General features: G+C 37.4%; 23 protein-coding genes and 5 tRNA genes. 7 read left to right on the top strand and 21 right to left on the bottom strand.

The features are described 5' to 3' along the window. The first annotated feature begins 65 nt into the window (after positions 1-65). From BK137_RS12320 to BK137_RS12310, 3 genes are all read left to right on the top strand, one after another. Positions 66-491, top strand: a complete 426-nt coding sequence (locus BK137_RS12320) for a disulfide oxidoreductase (protein WP_038189053.1) — start codon at positions 66-68, stop codon at positions 489-491. Next, positions 492-965 carry a thioredoxin family protein gene (locus BK137_RS12315; RefSeq protein ID WP_038189055.1) on the top strand — a complete coding sequence of 158 codons (474 nt, stop codon included), beginning with the start codon at positions 492-494 and terminating at the stop codon, positions 963-965. Between the two features lie 63 nt (positions 966-1,028). Further along, positions 1,029-1,874 (top strand): RluA family pseudouridine synthase, encoded by an 846-nt coding sequence (locus BK137_RS12310; RefSeq protein WP_038189057.1) that lies wholly within the window; start codon positions 1,029-1,031, stop codon positions 1,872-1,874. Positions 1,875-2,477: 603 nt separating this feature from the next. Here BK137_RS12310 and BK137_RS12305 read toward each other — a convergent pair. Continuing rightward, the gene (locus BK137_RS12305) at positions 2,478-3,308 is read right to left on the bottom strand and encodes an aldo/keto reductase (RefSeq protein WP_038189171.1); all 831 of its coding nucleotides are present in this window, start codon (positions 3,306-3,308) and stop codon (positions 2,478-2,480) included. A 197-nt stretch (positions 3,309-3,505) separates the two neighbouring features. Between BK137_RS12305 and BK137_RS12300 the strand changes: the two genes are divergently transcribed. Beyond that, the gene (locus BK137_RS12300; protein WP_038189059.1) at positions 3,506-4,804 is read left to right on the top strand and encodes an NCS2 family permease; all 1,299 of its coding nucleotides are present in this window, start codon (positions 3,506-3,508) and stop codon (positions 4,802-4,804) included. Positions 4,805-4,852: 48 nt separating this feature from the next. Here BK137_RS12300 and BK137_RS22295 read toward each other — a convergent pair whose 3' ends face one another. The 3 genes from BK137_RS22295 to queG all read right to left on the bottom strand — a co-directional run bounded on the left by BK137_RS22295 (position 4,853) and on the right by queG (position 6,992). Beyond that, positions 4,853-5,029, bottom strand: coding sequence for a hypothetical protein (locus tag BK137_RS22295; RefSeq protein ID WP_164491935.1), 177 nt, complete (start codon positions 5,027-5,029; stop codon positions 4,853-4,855). A gap of 338 nt (positions 5,030-5,367) precedes the next feature. Beyond that, entirely contained in the window at positions 5,368-5,841 is a 474-nt protein-coding gene (trmL, locus tag BK137_RS12295) for a tRNA (uridine(34)/cytosine(34)/5-carboxymethylaminomethyluridine(34)-2'-O)-methyltransferase TrmL (RefSeq protein ID WP_038189061.1), read from the bottom strand. Positions 5,842-5,855: 14 nt separating this feature from the next. After that, positions 5,856-6,992 (bottom strand): tRNA epoxyqueuosine(34) reductase QueG, encoded by a 1,137-nt coding sequence (gene queG, locus BK137_RS12290; RefSeq protein ID WP_038189063.1) that lies wholly within the window; start codon positions 6,990-6,992, stop codon positions 5,856-5,858. A gap of 62 nt (positions 6,993-7,054) precedes the next feature. Between queG and BK137_RS12285 the strand changes: the two genes are divergently transcribed. Further along, positions 7,055-7,744 (top strand): B3/B4 domain-containing protein, encoded by a 690-nt coding sequence (locus BK137_RS12285; RefSeq protein ID WP_038189174.1) that lies wholly within the window; start codon positions 7,055-7,057, stop codon positions 7,742-7,744. A 12-nt stretch (positions 7,745-7,756) separates the two neighbouring features. Continuing rightward, positions 7,757-8,272 carry a DIP1984 family protein gene (locus tag BK137_RS12280; protein WP_038189064.1) on the top strand — a complete coding sequence of 172 codons (516 nt, stop codon included), beginning with the start codon at positions 7,757-7,759 and terminating at the stop codon, positions 8,270-8,272. Positions 8,273-8,490: 218 nt separating this feature from the next. Here the strand turns inward: BK137_RS12280 and BK137_RS12275 are convergent, their stop codons facing one another. The 12 genes from BK137_RS12275 to BK137_RS12220 form a co-directional block, all read right to left on the bottom strand. Next, positions 8,491-9,495 (bottom strand): ABC transporter ATP-binding protein, encoded by a 1,005-nt coding sequence (locus BK137_RS12275; RefSeq protein WP_038189066.1) that lies wholly within the window; start codon positions 9,493-9,495, stop codon positions 8,491-8,493. Continuing rightward, positions 9,492-10,421: a C40 family peptidase gene (locus BK137_RS12270; RefSeq protein ID WP_038189068.1), complete on the bottom strand. Its 930-nt coding sequence runs from the start codon at positions 10,419-10,421 to the stop codon at positions 9,492-9,494. Before BK137_RS12270 ends, BK137_RS12275 begins: the two co-directional genes overlap by 4 nt. After that, a complete protein-coding gene (locus BK137_RS12265; protein ID WP_038189070.1) occupies positions 10,418-11,509 on the bottom strand; it encodes a dipeptide epimerase in 1,092 nt (363 codons plus the stop codon). The genes BK137_RS12270 and BK137_RS12265 overlap by 4 nt, the downstream gene beginning before the upstream one ends. Positions 11,510-11,527: 18 nt before the next feature. Beyond that, positions 11,528-12,451, bottom strand: a complete 924-nt coding sequence (locus BK137_RS12260) for a S66 peptidase family protein (RefSeq protein WP_038189073.1) — start codon at positions 12,449-12,451, stop codon at positions 11,528-11,530. 100 nt (positions 12,452-12,551) lie between these two features. Further along, positions 12,552-14,177, bottom strand: coding sequence for a peptide ABC transporter substrate-binding protein (locus tag BK137_RS12255; protein ID WP_038189075.1), 1,626 nt, complete (start codon positions 14,175-14,177; stop codon positions 12,552-12,554). A gap of 61 nt (positions 14,178-14,238) precedes the next feature. Next, positions 14,239-15,264 (bottom strand): ABC transporter ATP-binding protein, encoded by a 1,026-nt coding sequence (locus tag BK137_RS12250; protein WP_051448817.1) that lies wholly within the window; start codon positions 15,262-15,264, stop codon positions 14,239-14,241. Positions 15,265-15,302: 38 nt separating this feature from the next. After that, complete coding sequence (locus BK137_RS12245; RefSeq protein WP_038189078.1) at positions 15,303-16,238, bottom strand: ABC transporter permease; 936 nt, start codon at positions 16,236-16,238, stop codon at positions 15,303-15,305. After that, positions 16,235-17,173, bottom strand: coding sequence for an ABC transporter permease (locus BK137_RS12240; RefSeq protein ID WP_038189081.1), 939 nt, complete (start codon positions 17,171-17,173; stop codon positions 16,235-16,237). Before BK137_RS12240 ends, BK137_RS12245 begins: the two co-directional genes overlap by 4 nt. Before the next feature lie 20 nt (positions 17,174-17,193). Further along, entirely contained in the window at positions 17,194-18,018 is an 825-nt protein-coding gene (locus tag BK137_RS12235) for a M55 family metallopeptidase (protein ID WP_038189085.1), read from the bottom strand. Between the two features lie 315 nt (positions 18,019-18,333). Next, the gene (locus BK137_RS12230; RefSeq protein ID WP_038189088.1) at positions 18,334-19,254 is read right to left on the bottom strand and encodes a S66 peptidase family protein; all 921 of its coding nucleotides are present in this window, start codon (positions 19,252-19,254) and stop codon (positions 18,334-18,336) included. Positions 19,255-19,594: 340 nt separating this feature from the next. Then, the gene (locus tag BK137_RS12225; protein WP_038189091.1) at positions 19,595-20,566 is read right to left on the bottom strand and encodes an ornithine cyclodeaminase family protein; all 972 of its coding nucleotides are present in this window, start codon (positions 20,564-20,566) and stop codon (positions 19,595-19,597) included. A 285-nt stretch (positions 20,567-20,851) separates the two neighbouring features. Continuing rightward, positions 20,852-21,862, bottom strand: a complete 1,011-nt coding sequence (locus BK137_RS12220; RefSeq protein ID WP_038189094.1) for a proline racemase family protein — start codon at positions 21,860-21,862, stop codon at positions 20,852-20,854. 230 nt (positions 21,863-22,092) lie between these two features. Here BK137_RS12220 and BK137_RS12215 point away from each other — a divergent pair, with 230 nt between their 5' ends. Continuing rightward, the gene (locus BK137_RS12215) at positions 22,093-22,632 is read left to right on the top strand and encodes a helix-turn-helix domain-containing protein (RefSeq protein ID WP_038189098.1); all 540 of its coding nucleotides are present in this window, start codon (positions 22,093-22,095) and stop codon (positions 22,630-22,632) included. Between the two features lie 336 nt (positions 22,633-22,968). Here the strand turns inward: BK137_RS12215 and BK137_RS12210 are convergent. From BK137_RS12210 to BK137_RS12190, 5 genes are all read right to left on the bottom strand, one after another. Further along, positions 22,969-23,050: transfer RNA gene (locus BK137_RS12210), tRNA-Leu, on the bottom strand. Positions 23,051-23,092: 42 nt separating this feature from the next. Next, positions 23,093-23,166: transfer RNA gene (locus tag BK137_RS12205), tRNA-Cys, on the bottom strand. A 12-nt stretch (positions 23,167-23,178) separates the two neighbouring features. Then, a tRNA-Gly gene (locus BK137_RS12200) sits at positions 23,179-23,253 on the bottom strand. 8 nt (positions 23,254-23,261) lie between these two features. Next, positions 23,262-23,333: transfer RNA gene (locus BK137_RS12195), tRNA-Gln, on the bottom strand. A 6-nt stretch (positions 23,334-23,339) separates the two neighbouring features. Then, a tRNA-His gene (locus tag BK137_RS12190) sits at positions 23,340-23,415 on the bottom strand. Between the last annotated feature and the right edge of the window lie 21 nt (positions 23,416-23,436).

Genomic DNA, 23,436 nt, shown 5'->3' with positions numbered 1-23,436 from the left:
TTTACATGTATATTCATTCCCTCTATAATTCAAAGGGAAATACTCTAATACTAGGAGATTTTTTTATGACAAAAAAAGTTGAGAATAGTTTACTATTCATATGGATCGTCTCATTGGTCGCAATGCTTGGCTCCCTATTTTTTTCAGAAATTCAACAGTACGAACCTTGTAAGCTTTGTTGGTATCAACGTATTTTAATGTACCCAATTGTCCTCATCACAACAGTAGCTTATATTCAAAAAAATGCACGTATTGCTGTAACTTTAGCTGTTTTTTCTATAATCGGTGGCTGTATTTCCATCTACCATTACGCTATTCAAAAATTCGAATTTTTAACTAGCTCTGCAATAACATGTGGCCGTGTACCTTGCACAGGGGAATACATCAATTGGTTTGGCTTCATCACCATACCATTCCTTGCTTTAACAGCATTCGTCTTAATCGCAGGAGCAAGCTTTTACATGTTAAAAGCATCTAAGGAGGAAAAATAATTGAAAAAGCTACTAATCATTGCCGGCGTAATTGTTGTCTTATTTGGACTAATCATTGTCTTAAACAACCAAGGAAACGAAGCAAAATTAAAAGATAATCCTTACGGTACTAATGATTTAAAACAATCAACAATTGATTTACTTAGCGATAAAAACTATCAAAACATCATTACACCGACAGAACTTGAGAAAAAGCTATCTAAAGGCGACCCAACAGTGGTATACTTCTTCAGTCCAGAGTGTACACATTGTAGAGCTGCAACACCTAAATTAATGCCATTAGCAAAAAAATTAGGTGTACACATCGATCAATTGAATTTACTGGAGTATGAAAACTTATTTGACAAGTACGGTATCGAAGGCACACCTACACTTTCTTATTTTAAAGATGGTAAGGAGATTCAACGTATGGCAGGCGATGCAGACGAGGCTACTTTCGAAGCATTCCTAAAACAAACTGATCTCGTGAAATAATACAACTAGAAAGGATTATGTTGTACAAACAACATAATCCTTCTTTTTAATGGAGGAATAATAATGAAACAATCTTGGACATTCACTATTCTACAAGATAACCAAACTATCGAAGAACTACTACGTGAACAATGGAAGCTAGGCAAAAAAACTGTACATGAATTACGCATGACAAAAGCCATTTCAGACACAAACGGCGAACTTCTACAATGGAAAGACCCTCGTCCAAAAGGTATGGAAATTGTCATAACTATGGATGTACCAGAATCTTCATATGAAGCAACTCGTGAATGCGAAGTTAAAGTAGTATATGAAGATCCACATTGCTTAATCGTTTCTAAACCAAAAGGTATGGCTACACATCCAAATGACGTTTGGGATCGTTTTACTTGCATGAATCATGTTATGAAATATATACAAGAACAAGGCGGAGTATACGCAGAGCATGTGCATCGACTAGACCAAGGTACAGCTGGACTTTTACTTGTTGCAAAACACCCAATCGCAAAATCTATTTTCGATCGCTTACTAGAAGAGAAGAAAATCCTTCGCGTATATGAAGCAGAAGTTCAAGGTCATATGAAAGAACGCAAAGGGACAATTCGTGAAGCAATTGCCAAAGATCGTCACCACGGTACCCGCCGACGCGTAGCTCCCGAAGGTCAAATGGCTATAACTAATTTTGAAGTCGTACGTCATCTGCAATACTCAACAATCGTCAACCTTGTATTAGAAACTGGACGTACTCATCAAATTCGTGTACACCTTTCACATATCGGTCATCCAATTGTAGGAGATACTTTATATGATGCAAGAGAAACTGCTTCTGGCGATTATTCTTTACACGCAAGAAAACTCCAATTTACTCATCCATTCACAGATAAGAAAATGGAGATTATTGATCAATAAATATTTACATAGTATCTCTGAGCAGTTTATTGCTCGGAGATGCTTTTTTATTTGGAGATTTCGGTAGGGATTGGTGTTACTTGCTTTAGCTTTGGCGCTTCTCGTTCTGGCTTTAGCTCTACTCACTTTGGCTTTAGCTCTACTCGCTCCCGCTTTGGCGCTTCTCACTCTGGTTTAGCGCTTCTCACCCTAGCTTTGGCGCTTCTCACCGGCTTTGGCGCTTCTCACTCATGCTTTAGCTCTACTCACCCTAGCTTTGGCGCTACTCACTGGCTTTAGCTCTACTCACTCTAGCTTTGGCGCTACTCGCTCTTTCTTTAGCTCTACTCACTCTAGCTTTGGCGCTACTCACTGGCTTTAGCTCTACTCACTCTAGCTTTGGCGCTTCTCACTCTGGCTTTAGCTCTACTCACTCTAGCTTTGGCGCTTCTCACTCTAGCTTTGGCGCTTCTCAAGCAATAAAATAAAAAAACGCGAGAAGAAAACACAACATTTTCTTCTCGCGTTTTTTATTCTTCTAGCACATTTCCTAAAACATACCTCTTTAGAATTCATGCTAAATATACGTTTTCCCATGTTTCAACTTGGCGAACGCCTTCAACATTAAAATTTAAAACTAAAGTTATCTGGATCTGCTCCTGTTCTTTCGTCTTTGTTTAGTGCGCTGATTAATTGCATGTCTTCGTTTGTAAGTTCGAAATCGAATACTTGAGCATTTGCTTTTATACGACTTGGTGTTACTGATTTCGGAATAACAATATTACCCAGTTGTAAATGCCAACGAATTACTACTTGTGCTGAAGATTTTCCGTATTTTTGGCCAATACTAGTGATAGTTGTATCATCTATAATTTTACCTCTAGCTAATGGAGACCATGCTGTAACGGCGATGTCATTTGATGTACAGAAGTTACGTACTTCTACTTGTGTTAAGTATGGGTGCACTTCAATTTGGTTGACCATTGGTTTAACATTAGCTGTAGCAAATATTTCTTCTAGATGGTGAATCTGATGGTTAGAAACACCCGTTGCGCGAAGTAGTTTTTCATCATATAAGCGTTCAATTGCACGATATGTGTCTTTGAATTTATCAGGTACTGCCCAGTGAGTTAAATATAAATCTAAGTAATCCATATCTAATTTCTTTAATGAAGTCTCGAAAGCGCGTAAAGTTTCATCATATCCCTGATCAGCGTTCCAAACTTTTGATGTAATGAATAAATCTTCACGTTTCACATTAGAAGCTTTGACTGCTTCCCCTACTTCTACTTCATTGTTATATAGTGAAGCTGTGTCAATTGCAATATACCCTGTATCAATTGCAGTGGTCATCGCTTGAATCGCTTCTTCGCGATCAGTCATTTTGTACACACCAAGTCCAAAACGTGGCATTTCCACGCCATTATGTAGTGTTTTTGTAGATGTAATATTCAACACATCGCACAACTCCTTCTAATTGATTAATTTCATTATACAAATGTAATCAAATTATTTCGAGAATAAAGACTTTGGGAAAACAGTTGATTTCTCATATAGAAATCATTAATATATTCTTGTTATTTCTCTAAAATGCATAAATATCATATTTAATGTCATAAAAATTGTTTTTTTCCAAGGAAGAGGGTATTAAAATGTTTCGTTTAAAGGAAAATGGAACGAATGTTAAGACGGAACTTATAGCAGGAATAACCACATTCTTTACTATGATATACATTGTTGTTGTGAATCCAAGTATGTTATCTGCATCTGGGGTTCCACTTGACCAAGTTTTCATAGCGACAATAATTGCCATCGTTATAGGTACTTTATGGATGTCACTATTTGCGAATTATCCACTCGTTATCGGGCCAAGTATTGGGTTAAATGCATATTTTACTTATTCAATCGTCGTATCATCAGAAGGCAACATTGATTATTTAACCGGGTTTGCTGCTGTGTTTGTATCTGGTATTATTTTCGTTCTGTTATCACTAACACCACTACGTGAAAAACTAATTTTAGCAATTCCTGAGAATTTAAAACGTGCAATTGCTGCTGGTATTGGTTTATTTATTGCTTTCCTAGGCTTGCGTATGGGGAATATTATTGTCGATAGTGAAAGTAACTTAGTGATGCTAGGTGATTTAACTTCTCCAGGCGTGCTACTAACATTATTCGGTTTATTTGTTACAGTAATATTAATGGTACGAAATGTTAGTGGCGCCCTATTTATTGGTATGTTTATTACAGGTATTGTTGCAACTTTAACAAATCAATTGCATATTGAAAAGGTAGTTGCAGTTCCTCATCTTCCTGAAGGCATATTAGTCTGGAACCCGATTGAAGCAATCGGCCAGGTTATTTCTTATGGATTATACGGCGTTGTATTTTCGTTCATTTTAGTTACACTATTTGATACGACTGGTACTATGATTGGGGTTGCGAAACAAGCGGGTTTAATGAAAGATGGTAAATTACCACGCGCTCGCAAAGCATTGTTAGCCGACTCAGTTGCTACAACTTTTGGTGCTATGTTTGGGACAAGTCCAACTACGGCATTTATTGAATCTTCTGCCGGGGTTGCTGCTGGTGGCCGTACAGGTTTAACGAGTTTAACTGTCGCTATTCTATTTGTCGCTGCTTCATTCTTTGGACCTTTAGTTAGTGCTATATCAGGGGTTTCTGCGATTACTTCACCAATATTAATCATCGTTGGTACGTTGATGATTGGTTCTATTAAAGAAATCGAATGGGAGAAATTCGAAGAGGCTTTCCCTGCATTTTTAATTATTTTAATCATGCCGCTTACTTCAAGTATTGCGACAGGAATTGCCTTCGGATTTATCTCTTACCCTATTCTAAAAATAGCGAAAGGCGAGGCAAAAAAAGTACATCCTTTACTTTATGTATTTGCTATTTTGTTTGCATTCCAATTAACTTTCTTATCTTAATCATACAAAAAAATGCCCACTGCATATTTAGATGCAATGGGCATTTTTTTAATCACGTGGATGAATTGATGGTGCTTTATCTGATTGTACAGGATCTTGTACGCGACCATCACGCTCAAGCTCCTCACCATCACGCATTTTATCCATCTGCTTGCCTAATTGTTTTAGCTCCTCCATAGAAGTTGCCATTGAGCCGTTTTCTGGTTGCTTTTCATTGTTATCCATATTATCCGCTCCTTTAACAAAAATGCATTACTTAGGAATTATTAGCACCTTTCTTTCATCCTATTCGATTAATATGTACATTGCAAATAATAAAGAACGATTTCTGCCATAATTTTATAACTGCTAATATTTCATTTTTATATAAAGTAGGCTATACTTGATAAAGAACTTTTTATAACCATGAGGAGGGTACTTCCATGAAATTAATTTTAATTCTTGGTGTTTGTGTAGCATTTTTAACTGCAATCTTCACTGGTGGATATGAAGACAAACAAGGCACTTCTGAAAAGTAATCCATCGTATAAAAAAGGACAACCTACTTACAGGCTGTCCTTTTTTTATTTTAATCCAGGGAAATTTTGTTGGCGCATTGCTTCATAGATTAAAATAGCTGCAGTATTTGAAAGATTTAATGAGCGTATATTATCACTTTGTGGAATACGCAAGCAACGATCTTGGTTTCCTTCTATTAACTCCATCGGAATTCCTGTCGTTTCCTTTCCAAAAATAAAGAAAATCTCTTCATCTTGGTTACTAAAATTAAAATCTGAATAGGCTTTATCACCATATGTTTCAATATAATAAAATGATCCACCATCATTCTTTTCAAAAAATTCATCTGCTGAATCATAATACGTAATATTTACGCTATGCCAATAATCTAATCCAGCTCTTTTCAACATTTTGTCGTCCGTTGAAAACCCTAATGGTCGAATTAAATGTAAGCTTGTATTTGTACCTGCGCAAGTTCTGGCGATATTACCAGTGTTGGCAGGGATTTCTGGTTGATATAAAACGATATGCAAAGACAACTTTGACACTTCCTTTATTTTTGTGCTAAAAAGGCTAATCCTTTTTCTATTTCTATTATAACCTCAGGATCCTGTTCTTTTTGTAATGCTACTTGTAAAATTTCTTTTGCATCTACTACACCCATTTTACCAATAGCCCATGCAGCTGTTCCTCGAATTACTGGACGTTCGTCATTCTGTAAAACCTCAATCAGTTTTGGTAGGGCTGACTCTTCTTTGAAATGAGCGAGGGCAATAATAGCATTACGCTGAATTGGCTTCTTCCCTCTCCAAGAACCAGAAATATAGCCGAATTTCGCTTTGAAATCCTTATTTGAAATAGTCAATAACGGTTCCAGTAGAGGTTTCGCAATTTCAGGATCTGGCTTAAAGGAATCGTGTAGCCAATTTAGTTTACCTTTGTTTTTTGGACAAACCGTTTGGCAAGTATCACAGCCATAAATTCGATTACCGATTTTTGTACGAAACTCGTCAGGTAAAAACCCTTTTGTTTGCGTCAAAAATGCTACACAGCGGTTCGAGTTCAATTGACCTGCTTGTACTATGGCACCTGTTGGGCATACATCAATACACAGCGTACAATCCCCACATTGGTCAGTGATTGGTTCATCTGGAGCGAATGGGATATTCGTAATCATTTCTCCTAGATAAACGTAAGAACCGAATTCTGGAGTTATGATTGAGCAGTTTTTTGCACTCCATCCAATGCCAGCTCGTTCGGCTACAGCACGATCAGATAACTCTCCCGTATCAACCATTGAACGCATTTTAGCGTGCGGAACTTTTTCCTGTAGAAATGCTTCAAGTAACGCTAATTTTTCGCGAAGCACTGTATGATAATCCATTCCCCATGATGCTCGGCAGAAAATACCTCTGCGCTCACCTCGCTTACCTTTAGGTGCATTTTTCATTCGTGATGGATAAGCAATTGCGATAGCAATAATACTCTGTGCCTCTTCTAGTAAAAGGGTTGGTTCAGTACGTTTTTCAATATCAGATTCTTCAAAGCCCGATTGAAAATTGAGCTCCTGCTGGCGACGTAACAAGTTCTTTAACTCAATAAATGGTGCAGCGGATGTAAAACCAATTTTATCTATGCCAATGGTTTTTGCGTACTCAATCAGCTCTTCTTGCAAGACGTTGACAATCACTTGGTTCTACTCCTTTCTATATGTTACACTTGTGAAAATACAAGATATAGGTGATGTTCATGATAAAAGTTGCATTAGATTCTACTTTACTTAACAAAGTACCAGACTTTAAAATCGGCATTATCCATTATACCAAAATTGTTGTGTCTGAATCTCCTCAAATGATTAAAGGACGTACACAGTTATATCAAGAAAACTTATTTCTAGAATTACAGGTCAGCCCTGTAACTGAGCGTGCTGGCATTTCTGAATGGCGTAAGCTTTGGAAATCGCTTGGTGCTGATCCAAATCGCTACCGTCACTCCGCTGAAAGTTTGATGCGTCGTATTGCCAAGCAGAACTATATAGCCCCATTTCACTCAGCGGTAGATTTAAATAATTTCTTTTCATTACAATACGAAATGCCAGTTGGAATATATGATATTGAAAATTTAGATGGTAATGTGACCGTATCTCTTGGTGATGAGGAAACGGGCTATGAAGGATTAAATGGCCGCTTTAATTCGTTACATAATATTATTGTTACGTCAGATGCAAAAGGACCTTTTGGTAGCCCCTTTGTTGATTCGAAACGAACAGCTGTGACAGAGAACACGACCAAAGCACTTCAAGTGTTCTATTTACGTCCATCTTTGTCTATTGAAAATAGCAATGCATTATTAGCGGCTGCAGGCAAAATGTTCTCACAAGTGCATGGTGGCGACTTCACAACGGGTCTATTATTCAATACTCAACAATCACTTGAAATTTAAGGAGGTTCTATAGTGGGTACTATTACATTAGCAGAAGCAGTAAAACTGAAAAGCATATTAACGAAAAAAGTACATGAGCTATCCTCTGAATTACAACGTGTAGCTTTTGTTCAAGTGGAAAAAGGTGAAGAACCAAAACCTTCTAAGCGTTTACTTACAGAAGTAGATACTGAACTTGAAGATGTTCGCAAAGATATTCGCTTACTAGATAAATTAGTATACCGTGCGAATATTGATCATACTCTTCCATTTAAAGGTGAAGATTATACAATTGTTGAAGCAATAGAATTTGCAACACAACTTCGTGCTAGAGCAGCTACCTATAAAGAGTTTGCTCAATCAGAAAAAGAAGAAATTCAATATGGCTATTCTGACGGTACAACTGTTTACCGTGTTGCCTTATTTGACCCTGAGGAATACCGTTTGAAGGCAGTAGAACTTGAGAAGGACGCGCATAAGTTATCTAATTTAATTAATGCAAAAAACTATACAATCGAAATCGATTTTGATGATAGCAAGTATTTCTAACCTTGAGGCAGTGAGACTCTTCCTCGAGGCGTAACTGGCATGATCACCTCATTCATTAGTTGAATTCAAACCGATGACCGATGACCATTTAACATATTAACTGTGACCAATGACCAACCAATGCAAAGGCCCACAAATTATTAGTTAAGTATCACCCGATCTGCCGTTACGAAAAAATGCGCTTCTCCTTCATGGAGAGCGCGTTTTTTATATGTTATTTAGTGGGCAATCTTCTCAAATTGCTCCATCGCAAGCACTTCTTCATCATATAAATGGCAAGCTACATAATGCCCTTCACTTTTTTCTAACCATTTTGGTTGTAGTTGTGAACAAACTGCTTTTGCCATTGGACAGCGGGTATGGAAAACACAGCCTGTTGGTGGATTGATAGGGCTTGGCAATTCCCCTTCAAGAATAATACGTTCCCTTTTCTCCTCTATATCCGGATCAGGTATAGGGATAGCTGATAATAAAGCTTGTGTGTATGGATGTAGAGGTTCATTGTACAATTGTTTACTTGTCGTCAATTCTACCATTTGCCCTAAATACATAACACCAATTCGTTTTGAAATATATTTTACCATCGATAAATCATGTGCAATAAATAAATACGTCAAACCTTTTTCCTTTTGGAGCTTCTGCAATAGTTTTACTACTGAGGCTTGGACAGATACGTCCAAAGCTGAAATCGGTTCATCGGCAATTATAAACTGAGGTTCAAGTGCTAATGCCCTGGCAATTCCGATTCTTTGACGTTGACCACCTGAGAATTCATGAGGATAACGATTGGCATGATCACGATTCAGACCAACATCCTCTAGTAACTCATATACTCTCTCTTTTAGTTCTTCTTTCGATTTATTTAAATGATGAATTTCTATTGGTTCTGCAATTATTTCAAAGACAGTAGAACGCGGATTTAATGATGCATATGGATCTTGGAAAATCATTTGCATCTTTTTCAAGAAGTTGTTGCGCTCCTTCTCTGTCATTGAATGGACATCTTGATCTTCGAATAAGACTTTCCCATCTGTACGATTATACAGCCCTAAAATTGTTCTTCCTGCTGTAGATTTGCCACACCCAGACTCGCCAACTAACCCAAATGTCTCACCTTCCATCACGTCAAAGCTTATACCATTTACCGCCTTTAATGTGGTACCTTTGCCTAAATCAAAATGTTTTTTCAAATTTTGCACCGATAAAATCACTTTTTCTGTCATGTTGTTTTCACTCCCGGTCCATAGCGTCTAACAGCACAGATTTCTTCCTCGAATATTGTGCCTGCAAGTTTTATTAGTTCAACCGATTTACCGGTTTGTGGAGAATGAAGCATTTGTCCTTCACCGTAGTAAAAACCAACATGCCTCACCGGCTTGGTACCCTTTTCATCTGCAAAGAATAATAAATCTCCAACTCGCCATTCCTCTTCATTGTCCTTTGATATAGCCATACCATATGTAGCTTGGTCACCTGCATCCCTCGGAATTCGTAGACCGCAAGCTTTTGCCATATTATAAGTAAAGCCAGAGCAATCATATCCATACGATGACATACCACTCCAAATATACGGTAAGTCCAAATAGTAAAGACCAAACTGTACAGCCTTATTCATCGACTGTACAATGTCTCCTGTATATTTTACTGCACTCGATTTTAATACTTTTCCTCTTCCTATTGGTGTATCAACGATAAAATATTGTGCTTTCTCGTCTAATACAGGCAATATTGTATTAAAAGTTAAGACAATTTGTGGTGTACCATCTTCAGACCATAATTGTGTTTTGTCCACATTCACAATAATACTTTCCGTTGAATCCAAAAGTTTTTGTTTAGATAATTGCGCCAAAGGTACCCAACCTGGATAGCCTCTTTCATCCTTATGAGTAGGTTGTAAGATGGCAATCACTTTTGCCCATTCTCCTTGAATTTCCTCTACTATTACAGGTTCTCCAAACAATAGCTGCGTTTGAACTCTATTACTGTCACATAAGTCTAAACGTTCTTTATAAGGAAGCGCTTCTAACCATTTAACCAGATGTACGGGGTTTGTAATAGCTGGTTGATCAATATCTCGAGCTGATTCTGGTTTCGTCCAAATAGATGCTACTGCAACTGAGCAATGCCAAATATTATGTAATGTGGTCATTTAGTCCCCCCTGTATATACTTCTTCAATGCCTAATCCACTACGTTCTGAGAAGCTAATATTTCTTTCTTTATATGTTACGCCGCCCTTGATTGTTTCAAATTTCAACATTAGAGGGGCATCAAAATCGTAATATTGTATATTTGGTTGACTAGCAGCAAAATGTGCTGCGGCGGTAATACCAATTTTGGTTTCTATCATACTCCCTGTCATACATTGCACCCCATAGCTTTCTGCTAATGCATTGATTTTCAGGGCTTGATAAATCCCTCCTGCTTTCATCAATTTAATATTAATTAAATCTGCTGCACGCATTTCTAAAATAGTTTTTGCATCATGAACTGAAAAGACACTTTCATCAGCCATAATCGGTGTTAATGTATGATCCGTTACAAATTTTAACCCATGCACATCATGTGCTATTACGGGTTGTTCAATCAATTCTATATCTAGACCTAAGTCTTCCATTTTAGAAATGGCGTACACAGCTTCCTTTGCATTCCAACCTTGATTGGCATCTAGTCGAAGTTTCGTTGTATAGCCAATTTCATCTCGAATTGCTTTTATCCTAGCAATATCATCAGTTATTTCACCGATACCCACTTTTACTTTCAATACTTGAAATCCATTAGCGATATATTTTGCTGCATCAGCTGACATTTCCTCGGGAGCATTTACGCTTACTGTATAATCGGTTTCTATCTCCTTTTTATTTCCACCCAAGAATTGATATAGGGGTAGATCTGATCGTTGTGCAATTAGATCATACAATGCCATATCAATTGCCGCCTTAGCACTTGTATTTCCAACCAAAGCAGTATGAAGCTTTTTAAAAACCTGCTCATAAAATCGGAGATCCTGCCCGTTTAATAATGGTGCAAACACCTCTTCAATTGCATATTGAATACTAGCTAAAGTTTCACCTGTGATGACAAATGTTGGTGGTGCCTCTCCCCAACCTACCCGCCCATCTTCTACTGTTACACGTACATAAATGGATTCTGCGACCGTTACTGTGCGTAACGCAGTTTTAAATGGTTTTTTTAATGGTACCGCAACTTGAAATACATCAATAGCTTGGATAATCATGACGTGTCACCCCTTCACTTATTGGACCCCTGGTAAAATGGTCAGTGTTTTATCATTCGCATTCAAAATAGCTTCTGCGCCTAGTGGTATTGCAAAATGAGGTTCACAATGCCCAATTTTAAAGCCCTTTACTACTGGTACATTTAAAGCGCCTAAATAGTGAGTTAACACTTCCTCCAGATTCAATGAGACTTTTCTCTTTTTCGGCTCAGTATTGCTAAAATCACCTACAATAATGCCTGCTGCATCTTGCAATTTACCCGCTTGTCGTAATTGATTTAGCATACAATCTATTCTATAAGGTTCTTCATCTACATCCTCAATTAATAGAAGTTTTCCTTTCGTATCGACTTCAAATTCTGTTCCAAGTCCGTTTGATAAAAGACTTAAGTTACCACCTGTAATTTCTCCTTTTGCCACTCCTGCAACCATTGTCTCTAATGGTGAGTAATCCTCTGTATACTGTAACTCCATTGGTTGGAAAAGTTGTTTGAACATTTGACCTGACTTTTCTTGGAATGTATGTCTTCCAACATCCGAAGCTAGCATTGGGCCATGAAAGGTAATGAAATTAGAGTACTTTCCTATCGCTGTATGTAGAAATGTAATATCCGAATAACCCCAGAGGATTTTAGGATTATTTGCAAGGAGCTGAAAGTCTATTTTATCCGTATAACGTGCTGAGCCGTAACCACCACCTGCACAAATGATGCCAGCAATTGTAGGGTCCGCGAACATAGCATGTAGATCATTTAGTCTCTCTTCATCAGTACCTGCTAAATAACCATGAGTATTCTCTACGGATGGACCAAATTTATAATGCAACCCAAGCCCTTCAAGAAATGTGAGTGAATGTTGTAAACTTTCCAGGTTTGGTGGACTTGATGGCGCTATAATTCCGATCGTGTCACCCTTTTGAAGTCTCATAGGTCTATTTTTCATCATCATTTCCTCCCTTTCTAAAATAAATCAAGGAACGTAATATATACACTCCCTCACTTATTCAAGAAAGTGCAGTGCCTATAATAGGCACCGCTACTCTTTAGTTTTTGTCTGCCCATTTCAGTTCCGTATATCCAACTGGATGGCGAACAATACCTGATACATTAGATTTCTCTAATGACACTTGATTATAGAAATATAATGGTACAATTGGCGCTTCGTCGATTAACACACGCTCTGCTTCTTGTAGAGTTTCCCATCGTTTTGTTGCATCTGTTTCTTGTTTAGCAGATTTAATCAAGCTATCAAATTTTTTGTTTGACCATGCTGTACGGTTCATAGGGGAATCTGTAATAAAACTTTCAATTGCATTGATTGGATCTGCATAGTCATATAAGAATGATGAACGAGATGTTTGATGCTTCAGCTCTTTTTGTTCAGCTAAGAATACACTAGCTTCTACGTTTTGTAGTTTTGCATCTACACCTAGTGCATCTTTAATTTGACTTTGTAAAGCTACCGCAATATTTTGATGTTCTGGGCTTGTTGAATACGTTAATGTCACTTTTGGAAGCTTAGACCAGCCTTCTTCTTTCATACCTTCTTGTAATAATTTCTTTGCCTCTTCTTTATCTAAAGAGACTAGGTCTCCAACTGATTCTCGGAATTCTTTACCGTCTGGACCTGTGAAGCCATATGTTACAAAACCATGCGCTGCTTTCTCACCATTTTTCGTTACATATTGCACGATATTTTCTTGGTCTACTGCCTTAGCAAAAGCTTGGCGAATTTTTTTGTTAGTAAATGGCTTTTTCTCTACATTAAATCGGTAGAAGTATATGCCTGCTTGGTCTTCTACATGTAACTCTTTATCGTTTTTTAACTGTTCTGCTAGCTCAGCAGGTACACTCGATACATCTAGCTCATCTGATTTGTACATTTGATATTCAGTATTCGTATCATTCACCATTGCCCAATCAACTTTATCAAGCTTTACAGTGTCTTTATCCCAATAATGATCATTCTTTTTAAATACAAATTTCACATCATGCTCCCATTCTGATAAATTGAATGGTCCATTACCGACAAATGAATCTGCTTCTGCAAACCATTTTGGATTTTCCTTTGCAACTTTCTCATTTACCGGGAAGAAACTTGGATTAGTAATTATGCTCAAGAACGCATCAGTTGGTGCATTCAGCTTCACTTCAAATGTCTTATCATCAGTCGCTTTAATAGCTACTTCCTCCGCTTTACCCTTTCCAGTGTTATAAGCTTCAGCGCCATCAATTGGATAAGCTAAGAATGCGGCTGGTGAAGCTGTTTCTGGATCAAGCATATGTAGCCATCCAAAAACAAAATCTCCCGCTGTTACTGCATCGCCATTTGACCATTTTGCTCCATCTCGGATTGTAAAAGTATAAGTTAATCCATCATCAGAAACAGCAATCTTTTCAGCTGTCGCTTCTACAGGTTGATCTTTGTCATTAAAGCGAACTAAACCTTCCATCAAGTTATTTAATGCATTCCAAGATACTGCATTAAAACCGACAGACGGATCGAAAGAAGTTGGTTCACTACCGTTATTTAAGTAAAGTACTTTTTCCTTGGCATCTCCCCCACCCTCAGTGGATGACGGTTCTTTGCCTGCTTCTTTATTTGCCGTACAAGCTGATAAAACAATTGCAAATACTGCTACGAATAAAACTGTTAACCACTTTTTCATAAATAATCCCCCTTTAACTCTTTTGTGAAATATATTAAGCACAATGTGCCCCTCACCATTTTCAGTTAAATAATCCTTTTGCACGTTCATCTTGTAACCAACAATCTACCTTATGCTTCTCAGATAGCGATGTTGCCACTGGATATACATGATTACATACTTCCATCGCATATGGACATCTCGCTGTAAAAGCACAGCCTGCTGGTGGTGCAAATAAATCAGGTGGTGTTCCTTCAATCGGCTCTAATTCTTCCTCTACTAAATCTAGTCTAGGAACTGAATTTAATAATCCTTTTGTATAAGGGTGTGTAGGTTCATAAAATATTTCTCGCTTCGTACCTATTTCAATAATCTTGCCTGCGTACATAACTGCAATCCGATCGGCTATTTTAGCAACCACACCCAAGTCATGTGTTATTAAGATAATGGAGACGCCTGTTTTCTTTTGAATCTCTTCAAACAGTTCCAAAATTTGTGCTTGAATGGTTACATCTAAAGCTGTTGTTGGTTCATCCGCTATTAATAAGGTAGGTTCACAAATTAATGCGATTGCTATAACAATTCTCTGCCTCATACCACCAGAAAACTGATGGGGGTACTGATTTAATCGTTCACTAGGGTTTGATATTCCTACAAGTAAGAGCATTTCAATAGCCTTAGTTTTAGCTTCCGCCTTACTTATCTTATGATGCGTACGTAGCCCTTCAGTCAATTGTTCTCCAATTGTCATCGTTGGATTTAATGCGGTCATTGGATCTTGAAAAATCATAGACACATCTAGCCCTTGGATTTTACGAAGATCAGATTTTTTAAAAGAAGTTAAATCTTTTCCTTTAAAGATTACTTTGCCGTTTGTAATTTTCCCGGGGGGTTGTGGAATTAATCCCATAATCGCATTTGATGTAACGCTTTTACCACAACCAGATTCTCCTACAATGGCAAGTGTCTCACCTTTATGCAAATCAAATGTGACACCCCTTACAGCCTGAACTACGCCGCCAAATGTAGTAAAAGTCACTTGTAAATCTTCCACTTGTAAGATTTTTTCTTTCAATCTCTCTTTTCCCTCGAATGTTGGCTGCCCCATAGAATTGTTGTGCAGCGCTTGTTCACGTACCATGCCACTCACCCCCTTAATTTTGGATCAAGTGCATCTTGTAGCCCATCACCAAGAACATTAAATGCAAACATTGTTAATGAAATAAATAGTGCTGGGAAAAATAATCTCCACCAATGTCCCGACAAAATAACAGGCAATGCATCGTTTGCCATTACACCCCAGCTAGCAAATGGCGCACTAATGCCTAAGCCTAAAAAACTTAGAAATGCTTCTGCAAAAATTGCACTCGGCACTGTCAGTGTCATCTGTACAATAATTGGTCCCATAGTGTTTGGTAACAGATTTTTTCGTATGATGCGTGAAGTCTTAGCCCCAAAAGACTTAGAAGCTGTTACAAATTCATAATTCTTTAATTGCAACACTTGACCACGTACAATACGTGCCATTCCTACCCATCCTGTAATTGTTAAGGCAACAATAATTGTCGTTAAGCTAGATCCCATTACGACCATTAACAAAATAACTACAAGTAAATGTGGAAGACCATATAAAACTTCAATGATACGCATCATAATTAAATCCACTTTGCCGCCCTTGTAACCACTAATACCTCCATAAATAATACCTATAAAAAAATCTATAAGTGCTGCCATCAAACCTACAAACAAAGAAATTCGTGCGCCGTACCATGTTCTTGTAAACACATCTCGCCCTGCTTCATCCGTTCCAAACCAATGCGTCATAGAAGGCGCTTTATTTTGACTAGGGTAATCAGTTGCTGTAACTAAATACGGAGAAAATATCGGAACAAATATCGCCATAATGGCAAGAAATATTAAAAAAAACATCCCTAACATTGCTAGCTTATTCTTTTTTAGCTTACGCCAAGCATCTGCCCAATACGATAATGACGGCCTTACAACCATTTCAGCGTTTTCCAAGTTCTTCGCTTTAGGCTTAAACCACTCGTCTTTTATTTCAATGTCTTTTACATTGGTCATGATGATTCACCTTCTTTTTTGTGCAATTTAATACGCGGATCTAATATGCCATATACAATATCGACTAGGAATAACATGAATACTAAAAATGCACTATAAAAAACAGTTGAGCCCATAATTACGGGATAGTCACGATTATTAATACTTTCAACGAAGTATTTTCCCATACCTGGAATTGCGAAAATACGTTCAATAACGAAGGTACCTGTTAATATTCCTGCTAGCATCGTCCCCATAATTGTCACGACAGGCATCATGGCATTTCGTAGTGCATGCCGGATAATAATTCTAGACGGTTTCAAACCTTTTGCTCTCGCCATCTTTATATAATCCTGTGTTAGTACCTCTAACATGCTAGAGCGAGTAAGCCTTGCAATAATCGCCATAGGTCCTGTTGCTAATGCTAAAGTAGGCAATATCATATGAAGCGGGCTTTGCCAAGTTGCCGCGGGTAACCACTTCAGTTCACCTGCAAAAATTTGAATAAGTAAAGTTGCTAAAATAAAGTTTGGAATAGAAATACCTATAACCGCAAAAGTCATCGCAAGATAATCAATTATTCCGTTATGCCGGAGTGCTGCTAAAGTGCCTAACGTTACCCCTGATATAACCGCTACTAGTATCGTTATGATTCCTAGCTCAAATGAAATAGGGAATCCCCTGGCCAATAAGCTATTAACTGAGTCATTTGGTTTCTTAATCGAAGGACCAAAATCAAAGGTAACAATAGCCTTTAAATAGTTCGCATATTGCACCGGCAATGGCTGATCTAGCTTATAGTATTTTTCTAGATTTTCTTGAATTGTAGGATTTGAAGTACGATCATCATCAAATGGTGACCCTGGAATTGCATGCATTAAAAAAAACGTCAATGTCGCAATAAGCAACACTGTTAAAATCATCATGAAGAAGCGCTTTATTATATATTGAATCATTCAAACCCACCTCCTCCTTGTCAGCAATAACGTGTTTGGTATGCCAACTCTGCCATTACTAGCATTGCTCTATATGCCTCTAGAATATCTTTTGCCTTAAACTCCACCATTGTTGTTCCTTCAATAATCCTCGTTCCTGGCATTAACGCTGCCCATTCGGCCTGTCCATAATTTGTAAATTCAATGCGTAATGTTGGTGTAGCTGGTGGTACAAGTGGTTTAATTGAATCTTTTTTCGCAATCGCTTCAGCCGTTTTTTCAGCTAACAATGCTCGTGCTTTTTTAGGATGTAATGTCTTCACAGCCGATCTTGAAATTGATTCTTTTACTGCTGCAGTTACAACACCAGGAATAAGTGCCTCAATCTCACGACAAGCACAATCATCACCAGCTAGAAAAATAACTGGCACTCCAAAATAACCAGCCACATATGAATTAAAGCCAATTTCACCAATTTCCACATCATCAATGAAAATTGTTCGAATACTAAATGTCATTGAATGGCTCATTACTCCAGGTTGTCCTGCTCTCGCATGATATCCTGCAAACATTACACCATCAAATGTTTTATCTACGTTTTGAACCATTGAGAGCGGCTTTAAATCTCCCGTGATCAAATCTGCATCCTCATGCAATTCCTCAACTAACAAATTATTCATTTTGGAATGGCTATCGTTTACTAGCACTTCTTTCGCTCCACTTTTAAAAGCAGCACCAATTATTGCATTGGCCTCATCTGTCATAATTTTTCTAGAGTGTTCATAATTATTTTCTGATTGAGATACAAATGTGTAATCCGGTAAACCCGTAATCCCTTCCATGTCTACTGATAAAAAATACTTCACTCTATCACCCCTATCATTTTTATAATATTCTGATAATATTATAAAAATACATTAACAGATTTTTACTTTAATATCAATTATTTAAAAAATAATGTATTTACTTTTGCATTCAATCATTAACTGGATATACTAATAGAAACAAATAAAAAAACTCACCTCTATGAGAGATGAGTTATATTGTAAATGTTTTTTGTGTAAATCGAATTTTATTAACAAGAAGTTATTGTATTATAAGGTAACGATTAAAGAATTATGCCTAAGAGCATTGAATTTCCAACTATTATTTAAGCTGTGAAATTATTTAATTGTAAGGTATCACTGAACACCCGGTAAAATAGCTAAATGCTTACGATCTGCATCTAAAATAGCATCCACACCTAATGGAATTGCTACATTTGGTTCACAATGTCCAATTTTGAAGCCTTTCACAACTGGTTTACCTAACTTGCCAAAATAATGAGTAAATACTTCATCTATTGTGAGTGAATCTACGTATTCTTTAGGCTCTGCGTTCGTAAACTCTCCGATAATAACACCTGCTACTTCATCTAACTTGCGTGAAAGCTTTAACTGATTGAGAAGACCATCAATTTGAGCCGGCTCTAAACCAATATCTTCAATAAGCAATATTTTTCCTTTAGTATCGATTTCATACTTAGTACCAATACTGCTGACAATTAGTGTTAGATTTCCTCCTGTTAGTTCCCCTCTTACAGCCCCACCAGATACTGTTGTAAGCATAGAGATATCTTCTTCATAGTGAATCTCAGCAGGTTCAAACAACTGCTTAAACATATGCTTAGAACGTTCTGCTACATCTTCTCGCCCCATACTTGATAAAGTTGGACCATGGAAAGTTACAATATCAGAATACAAACCAAAAGCGGTATGTAAATACGTAATATCTGAAAATCCCCAGAAGATTTTAGGATTCTCCTCTAATAATTGATAATCAATGCGTTCTGCAATACGTGCAGCACCATACCCACCACTAGCACAGAGAATAGCAGCAATATTAGGATCTTCAATCATTTCGTGTAAATCAGATAAACGCTCCTCATCAGTTCCTGCCAAATAACCATTCTGCAGTTGTACAGACTTTCCAATAACATATTTCAGGCCAAGCTCCTCTAAAAAAGCGAATGACTTTGTTAACTTCTCAAAATTTGGTGGACTAGCAGGTGCAATAATCCCAACCGTATCTCCAACCTGCAATCTCTTTGGACGTATTTTCATTTCTTAAAACTCCTAATAATATATTCTGTTTCTTATCTCTACTTTATCAAACTCTATATATGAAAAGCGAATAAAGAAGCATTCCTTGATTTACTTATTCACGAAGTATTATAAGTCTGCTGGAAGTACACTTTAATTAAGTTACAATATAATACTTTAATTCCATTGAGAACTGTTAACCTCAGAACTTCTACCATCTAGTAAATTGCTAGGGGGGTCTATATGTAGAAATGCACAAAAAAAGAGGAGCACTCTTTCCCCTCTCTCTTCTAAACATCTATTTCTTAAAATGTTACAGGAACCTTCTCAAATTCCTCATTACTCGCGATTATAAATTTGCTTATAATTCCACATGTACCCCTGCTTTATTCGCAATGGCCTTATCATACAAATATTTAGCGACAACTATATCCGCAATCGCAAGACCCACAGATTTAAAAATGGTAATTTCCTCATCCTTTTCTCTACCTGGCCGCTCCCCACTTACCACTTTTCCAAGCTCTGCATGAATACCAGTTTCAGAAAATACTCCTTCTTGAATCGGCACATGTAAATCTCCTGTTTCTTCCAGAGCTGCGTCTTTTGCTTCTACAATAACTTTATGTGCTGAAGCAATTGCACTTGACGGTAATTCCTGCATCGTTGGACGGAATGAGCCCACCGCGTTTACGTGCGTACCTGGTTTCAATGCTTCGGTGAAGACCGGGATTGTCGAGCTCGTTGCAGTCACTAGAATATCTGCTTTTCGTACCACTTCATTAGGATTATCACAAAGAACTGCTTTCACTTTAAACTTTTCTTCTAAGAATTGAGCAAACTCTTTTGCTTTTGAATCGCTACGATTAAATAAATGAATTTCTTCAATATCTCTTGCAGCTAAAACTGCTTCACACAAACCTTTTGCTTGCTCACCAGTTCCAATAACACCTAATACTTTCGCATTCTCACGTGCAAAATACTTTGTCGCAACACCTGATAAAGCACCTGTTCGAATAAGAGTTAAAAAAGAGCCTTCAAGCAAAGCTAACGGTTCACCAGTTTCAATATCAGATAATAAAACAACACCCTGAATGGTTTTGCCAGTTTTCTTATTATCGGGAACCACCGTTACATATTTAACACCCATTGTTTGCAACTCTTTGGCAACGGAAGGCATGACAAGCCCTGTATTTGCTAGGCCAAAAGGAAGTGACAACCGAATTGGTGTCTCTGTTCTCGAGGCGGAAAACTCATTTAATGCTTGCGCAACACAGTCCATTACCTCATTCATATCCATCAAATTCTTTTGTTCACGTGCACTTAAAATCAACATATCTTTTCCTCCAGTACTGAACTACCTAACAAATACATGTTGCTCTGCGAGATTATTGAACCACCATATTTGATTCTGGAAAGGATGCATCCTTAGCTTCTTCAAGAGATTCTATTTCATCACCAAAACGTGAATGCACAATTGCGGTTCCCGTTAAATCATCCTCAATATTATTTACTATGTTTCCAGTATCAATAAGTGATGATACAGCAACATAAATAGTTAATTGAATAAAATTATTCTTCTTTTTGCACCACCCCTTCTTTCTTTAAAGCTACGAAACTATCAAATCTCTTCCAATAAGAATCCTCTTGGCAAAGTGTCGCGTGGATCAACTAAAAATTGGTGGAAACCTGTCAGGAAAGCTTCTCCTGTAACTTTTGGAATAACCGCTTCATACCCCGCTACATTGCTAATCGATAATATCTCACCAATGAATTGGCCATCTGTGATGCTTTCGTGAACAAAGCTTCCCTTATCTTCCAATTCACCATGTGCATAAAGGCTTGCCAGTCTTGCGCACGTACCTGTACCACAAGGTGAACGGTCGATTTGTTCATCAGCAAAAATTGTAACATTACGCAAATTTGCATTCTCTCCTACTGGATCATCTGAGAAAATAACACCATAAATGCCACGAAGGCCACTTTCAAGTGGATGAACTACATCTATTTTATCTTCGATATATCGTTTGATTTTCGTTCCCCATTTTTGAATTGCAGGTAAATCTTTGGTATTTACTTTCAAACTCATCTCTTTGCTTTTAACAACTGCGTAGAAAGCACCTCCAAATGAGATATCAACATTGAATTCATAACCATCAATACTTACAGGCATATCCTTTTCCAATACAAATGACGGAACATTTTCAAAAGAAACCGCTTCTACAATAGAACCATTGCATTTTGCATAGGCTACTATTTCACCTGCAGGACTATCGATGATAAATTTCTGATTTTCTTCTGTCACGATGAAACGACCTGTTTCTATCCCCATCGTGATTACACCAACAATTCCATGTCCACACATCGTGCTCCAACCTTCATTGTGCATAAACAGTACTCCAAAATCTGCATGAGGGCTCGCAGGGGGCGTAATAATACATCCATACATACCGTGATGCCCCCTTGGTTCAAGCATCAGTACTTCTCTTATGTAATCAAGATGTTCCATGCAGTAAGCACGTCTTTCCAATTGAGTATCACCTTTTATCTCGGGTAGCCCATCCGTTATAATTCGTAATGGTTCGCCTGCAACATGTACATCAACTGTTGTATATACTTTTTTAATGATCATTTAAATCTCTCCAATCCAATTTTTAAAATACTATTTCAAAATGACTTATAAAAAGAGACTCTAGTTATTTATTAACATATGTTTTATAATTTAAGTGAAAGTTCAATATATTTGAAGTATTACTTAAATTATAATAACCTAATATTAGATTAGAGGTAATATTCTGTCAACTTTATTTTTTAAAATATATAATGATGTATACTTTACATAAATTGAGATGAGGTATTGTTATGGACAAAACAATTGGAGATAAAATTAAAAGCCTACGAAAAGAAAGAAAATTGACCCTTAAGGAAATTGCAGACAAGACTGATCTATCCATCAGTTTTTTATCACAAGTTGAGCGTATGAAATCATCTCTAACACTAGAATCGCTTAAGAAAATATCTGAAGTACTTCAAGTAAATCCTAGTTACTTTTTCAGCACAGAAACAAAACAAAAGCAGCCAACTGTCATTCGTGGAATTAATAGCAGTGCGGATTTGACCGTCAACCAATTCATTTACAAGGACTTGTCCGGCAATCATACAGGACTTGGCTTTAACCCACTTTTTATAATTCTAAATCCCGGAGAAAACAAGGGGAATCAATTTACTCATCACGGAAAAGAATTTCTGTATGTTTTAGACGGCATACTGACTGTACAAATAAATGATGAAGAATATCATTTAAACGAACATGACTCCATTATCATCGACTCTAGTAGTCCACATTATTGGTTGAATCTCACAAGTACACCTGTTAAATTTTTATGTGTTTCTTCAGAATGAAAATAAATAAATCCAAATTTTGTTTCTATAATTACTAATAATAAAAAAGAGGAGGGAAATTTCCCTCCTCTCTTTTAGTACTTTACCCTCTTCTTTAAAATTTGCAGATACCTACTCAAACCCCTCATCAATCTCAATTATAGATAATTCCTCTACCAAGTTTGCAATATCTAATTTAGAAAGCCAGCACCTTCATAGCTAACATTGAACGACTGTGGTTCTAGAATATTTTGCACCTTAAATTCCATCAGGGTTCTTCCCTTAATGAAAGAAATTTTGACAACAAAAAAGAGCCCTCATTAGATGAGAACCCTTGATATACTTGCTTATTTAGGATACCGGTGGTCGGGGTCGAACCGACACTCTCGAAAGAACACGATTTTGAGTCGTGCGCGTCTGCCAATTCCGCCACACCGGCATAATATTATTATAGATTATATGTAGTTATTTTAAAAATAATTGGAGGCGGCAACCGGATTTGAACCGGTGGTAGAGGTGTTGCAGACCTGTGCCTTACCACTTGGCTATGCCGCCGTAAATAGAAAATGGAGCGGAAGACGAGGTTCGAACTCGCGACCCCCACCTTGGCAAGGTGGTGTTCTACCACTGAACTACTTCCGCAAATTTAACTGGGGTACCTGGATTCGAACCAGGGCATGACGGAATCAAAATCCGTTGCCTTACCGCTTGGCTATACCCCAATAATATGGGGCGACTGATGGGAATCGAACCCACGAATGCCTGAACCACAATCAGGTGCGTTAACCACTTCGCCACAACCGCCATAATATTATTATTATATCT

Source organism: Viridibacillus arenosi (genome assembly GCF_001955655.1).
Classification (GTDB): domain Bacteria; phylum Bacillota; class Bacilli; order Bacillales_A; family Planococcaceae; genus Viridibacillus; species Viridibacillus arenosi.
The sequence above is the reverse complement of the archived record's forward strand: the minus strand, read 5'-3'. Positions and strand labels throughout refer to the sequence as shown.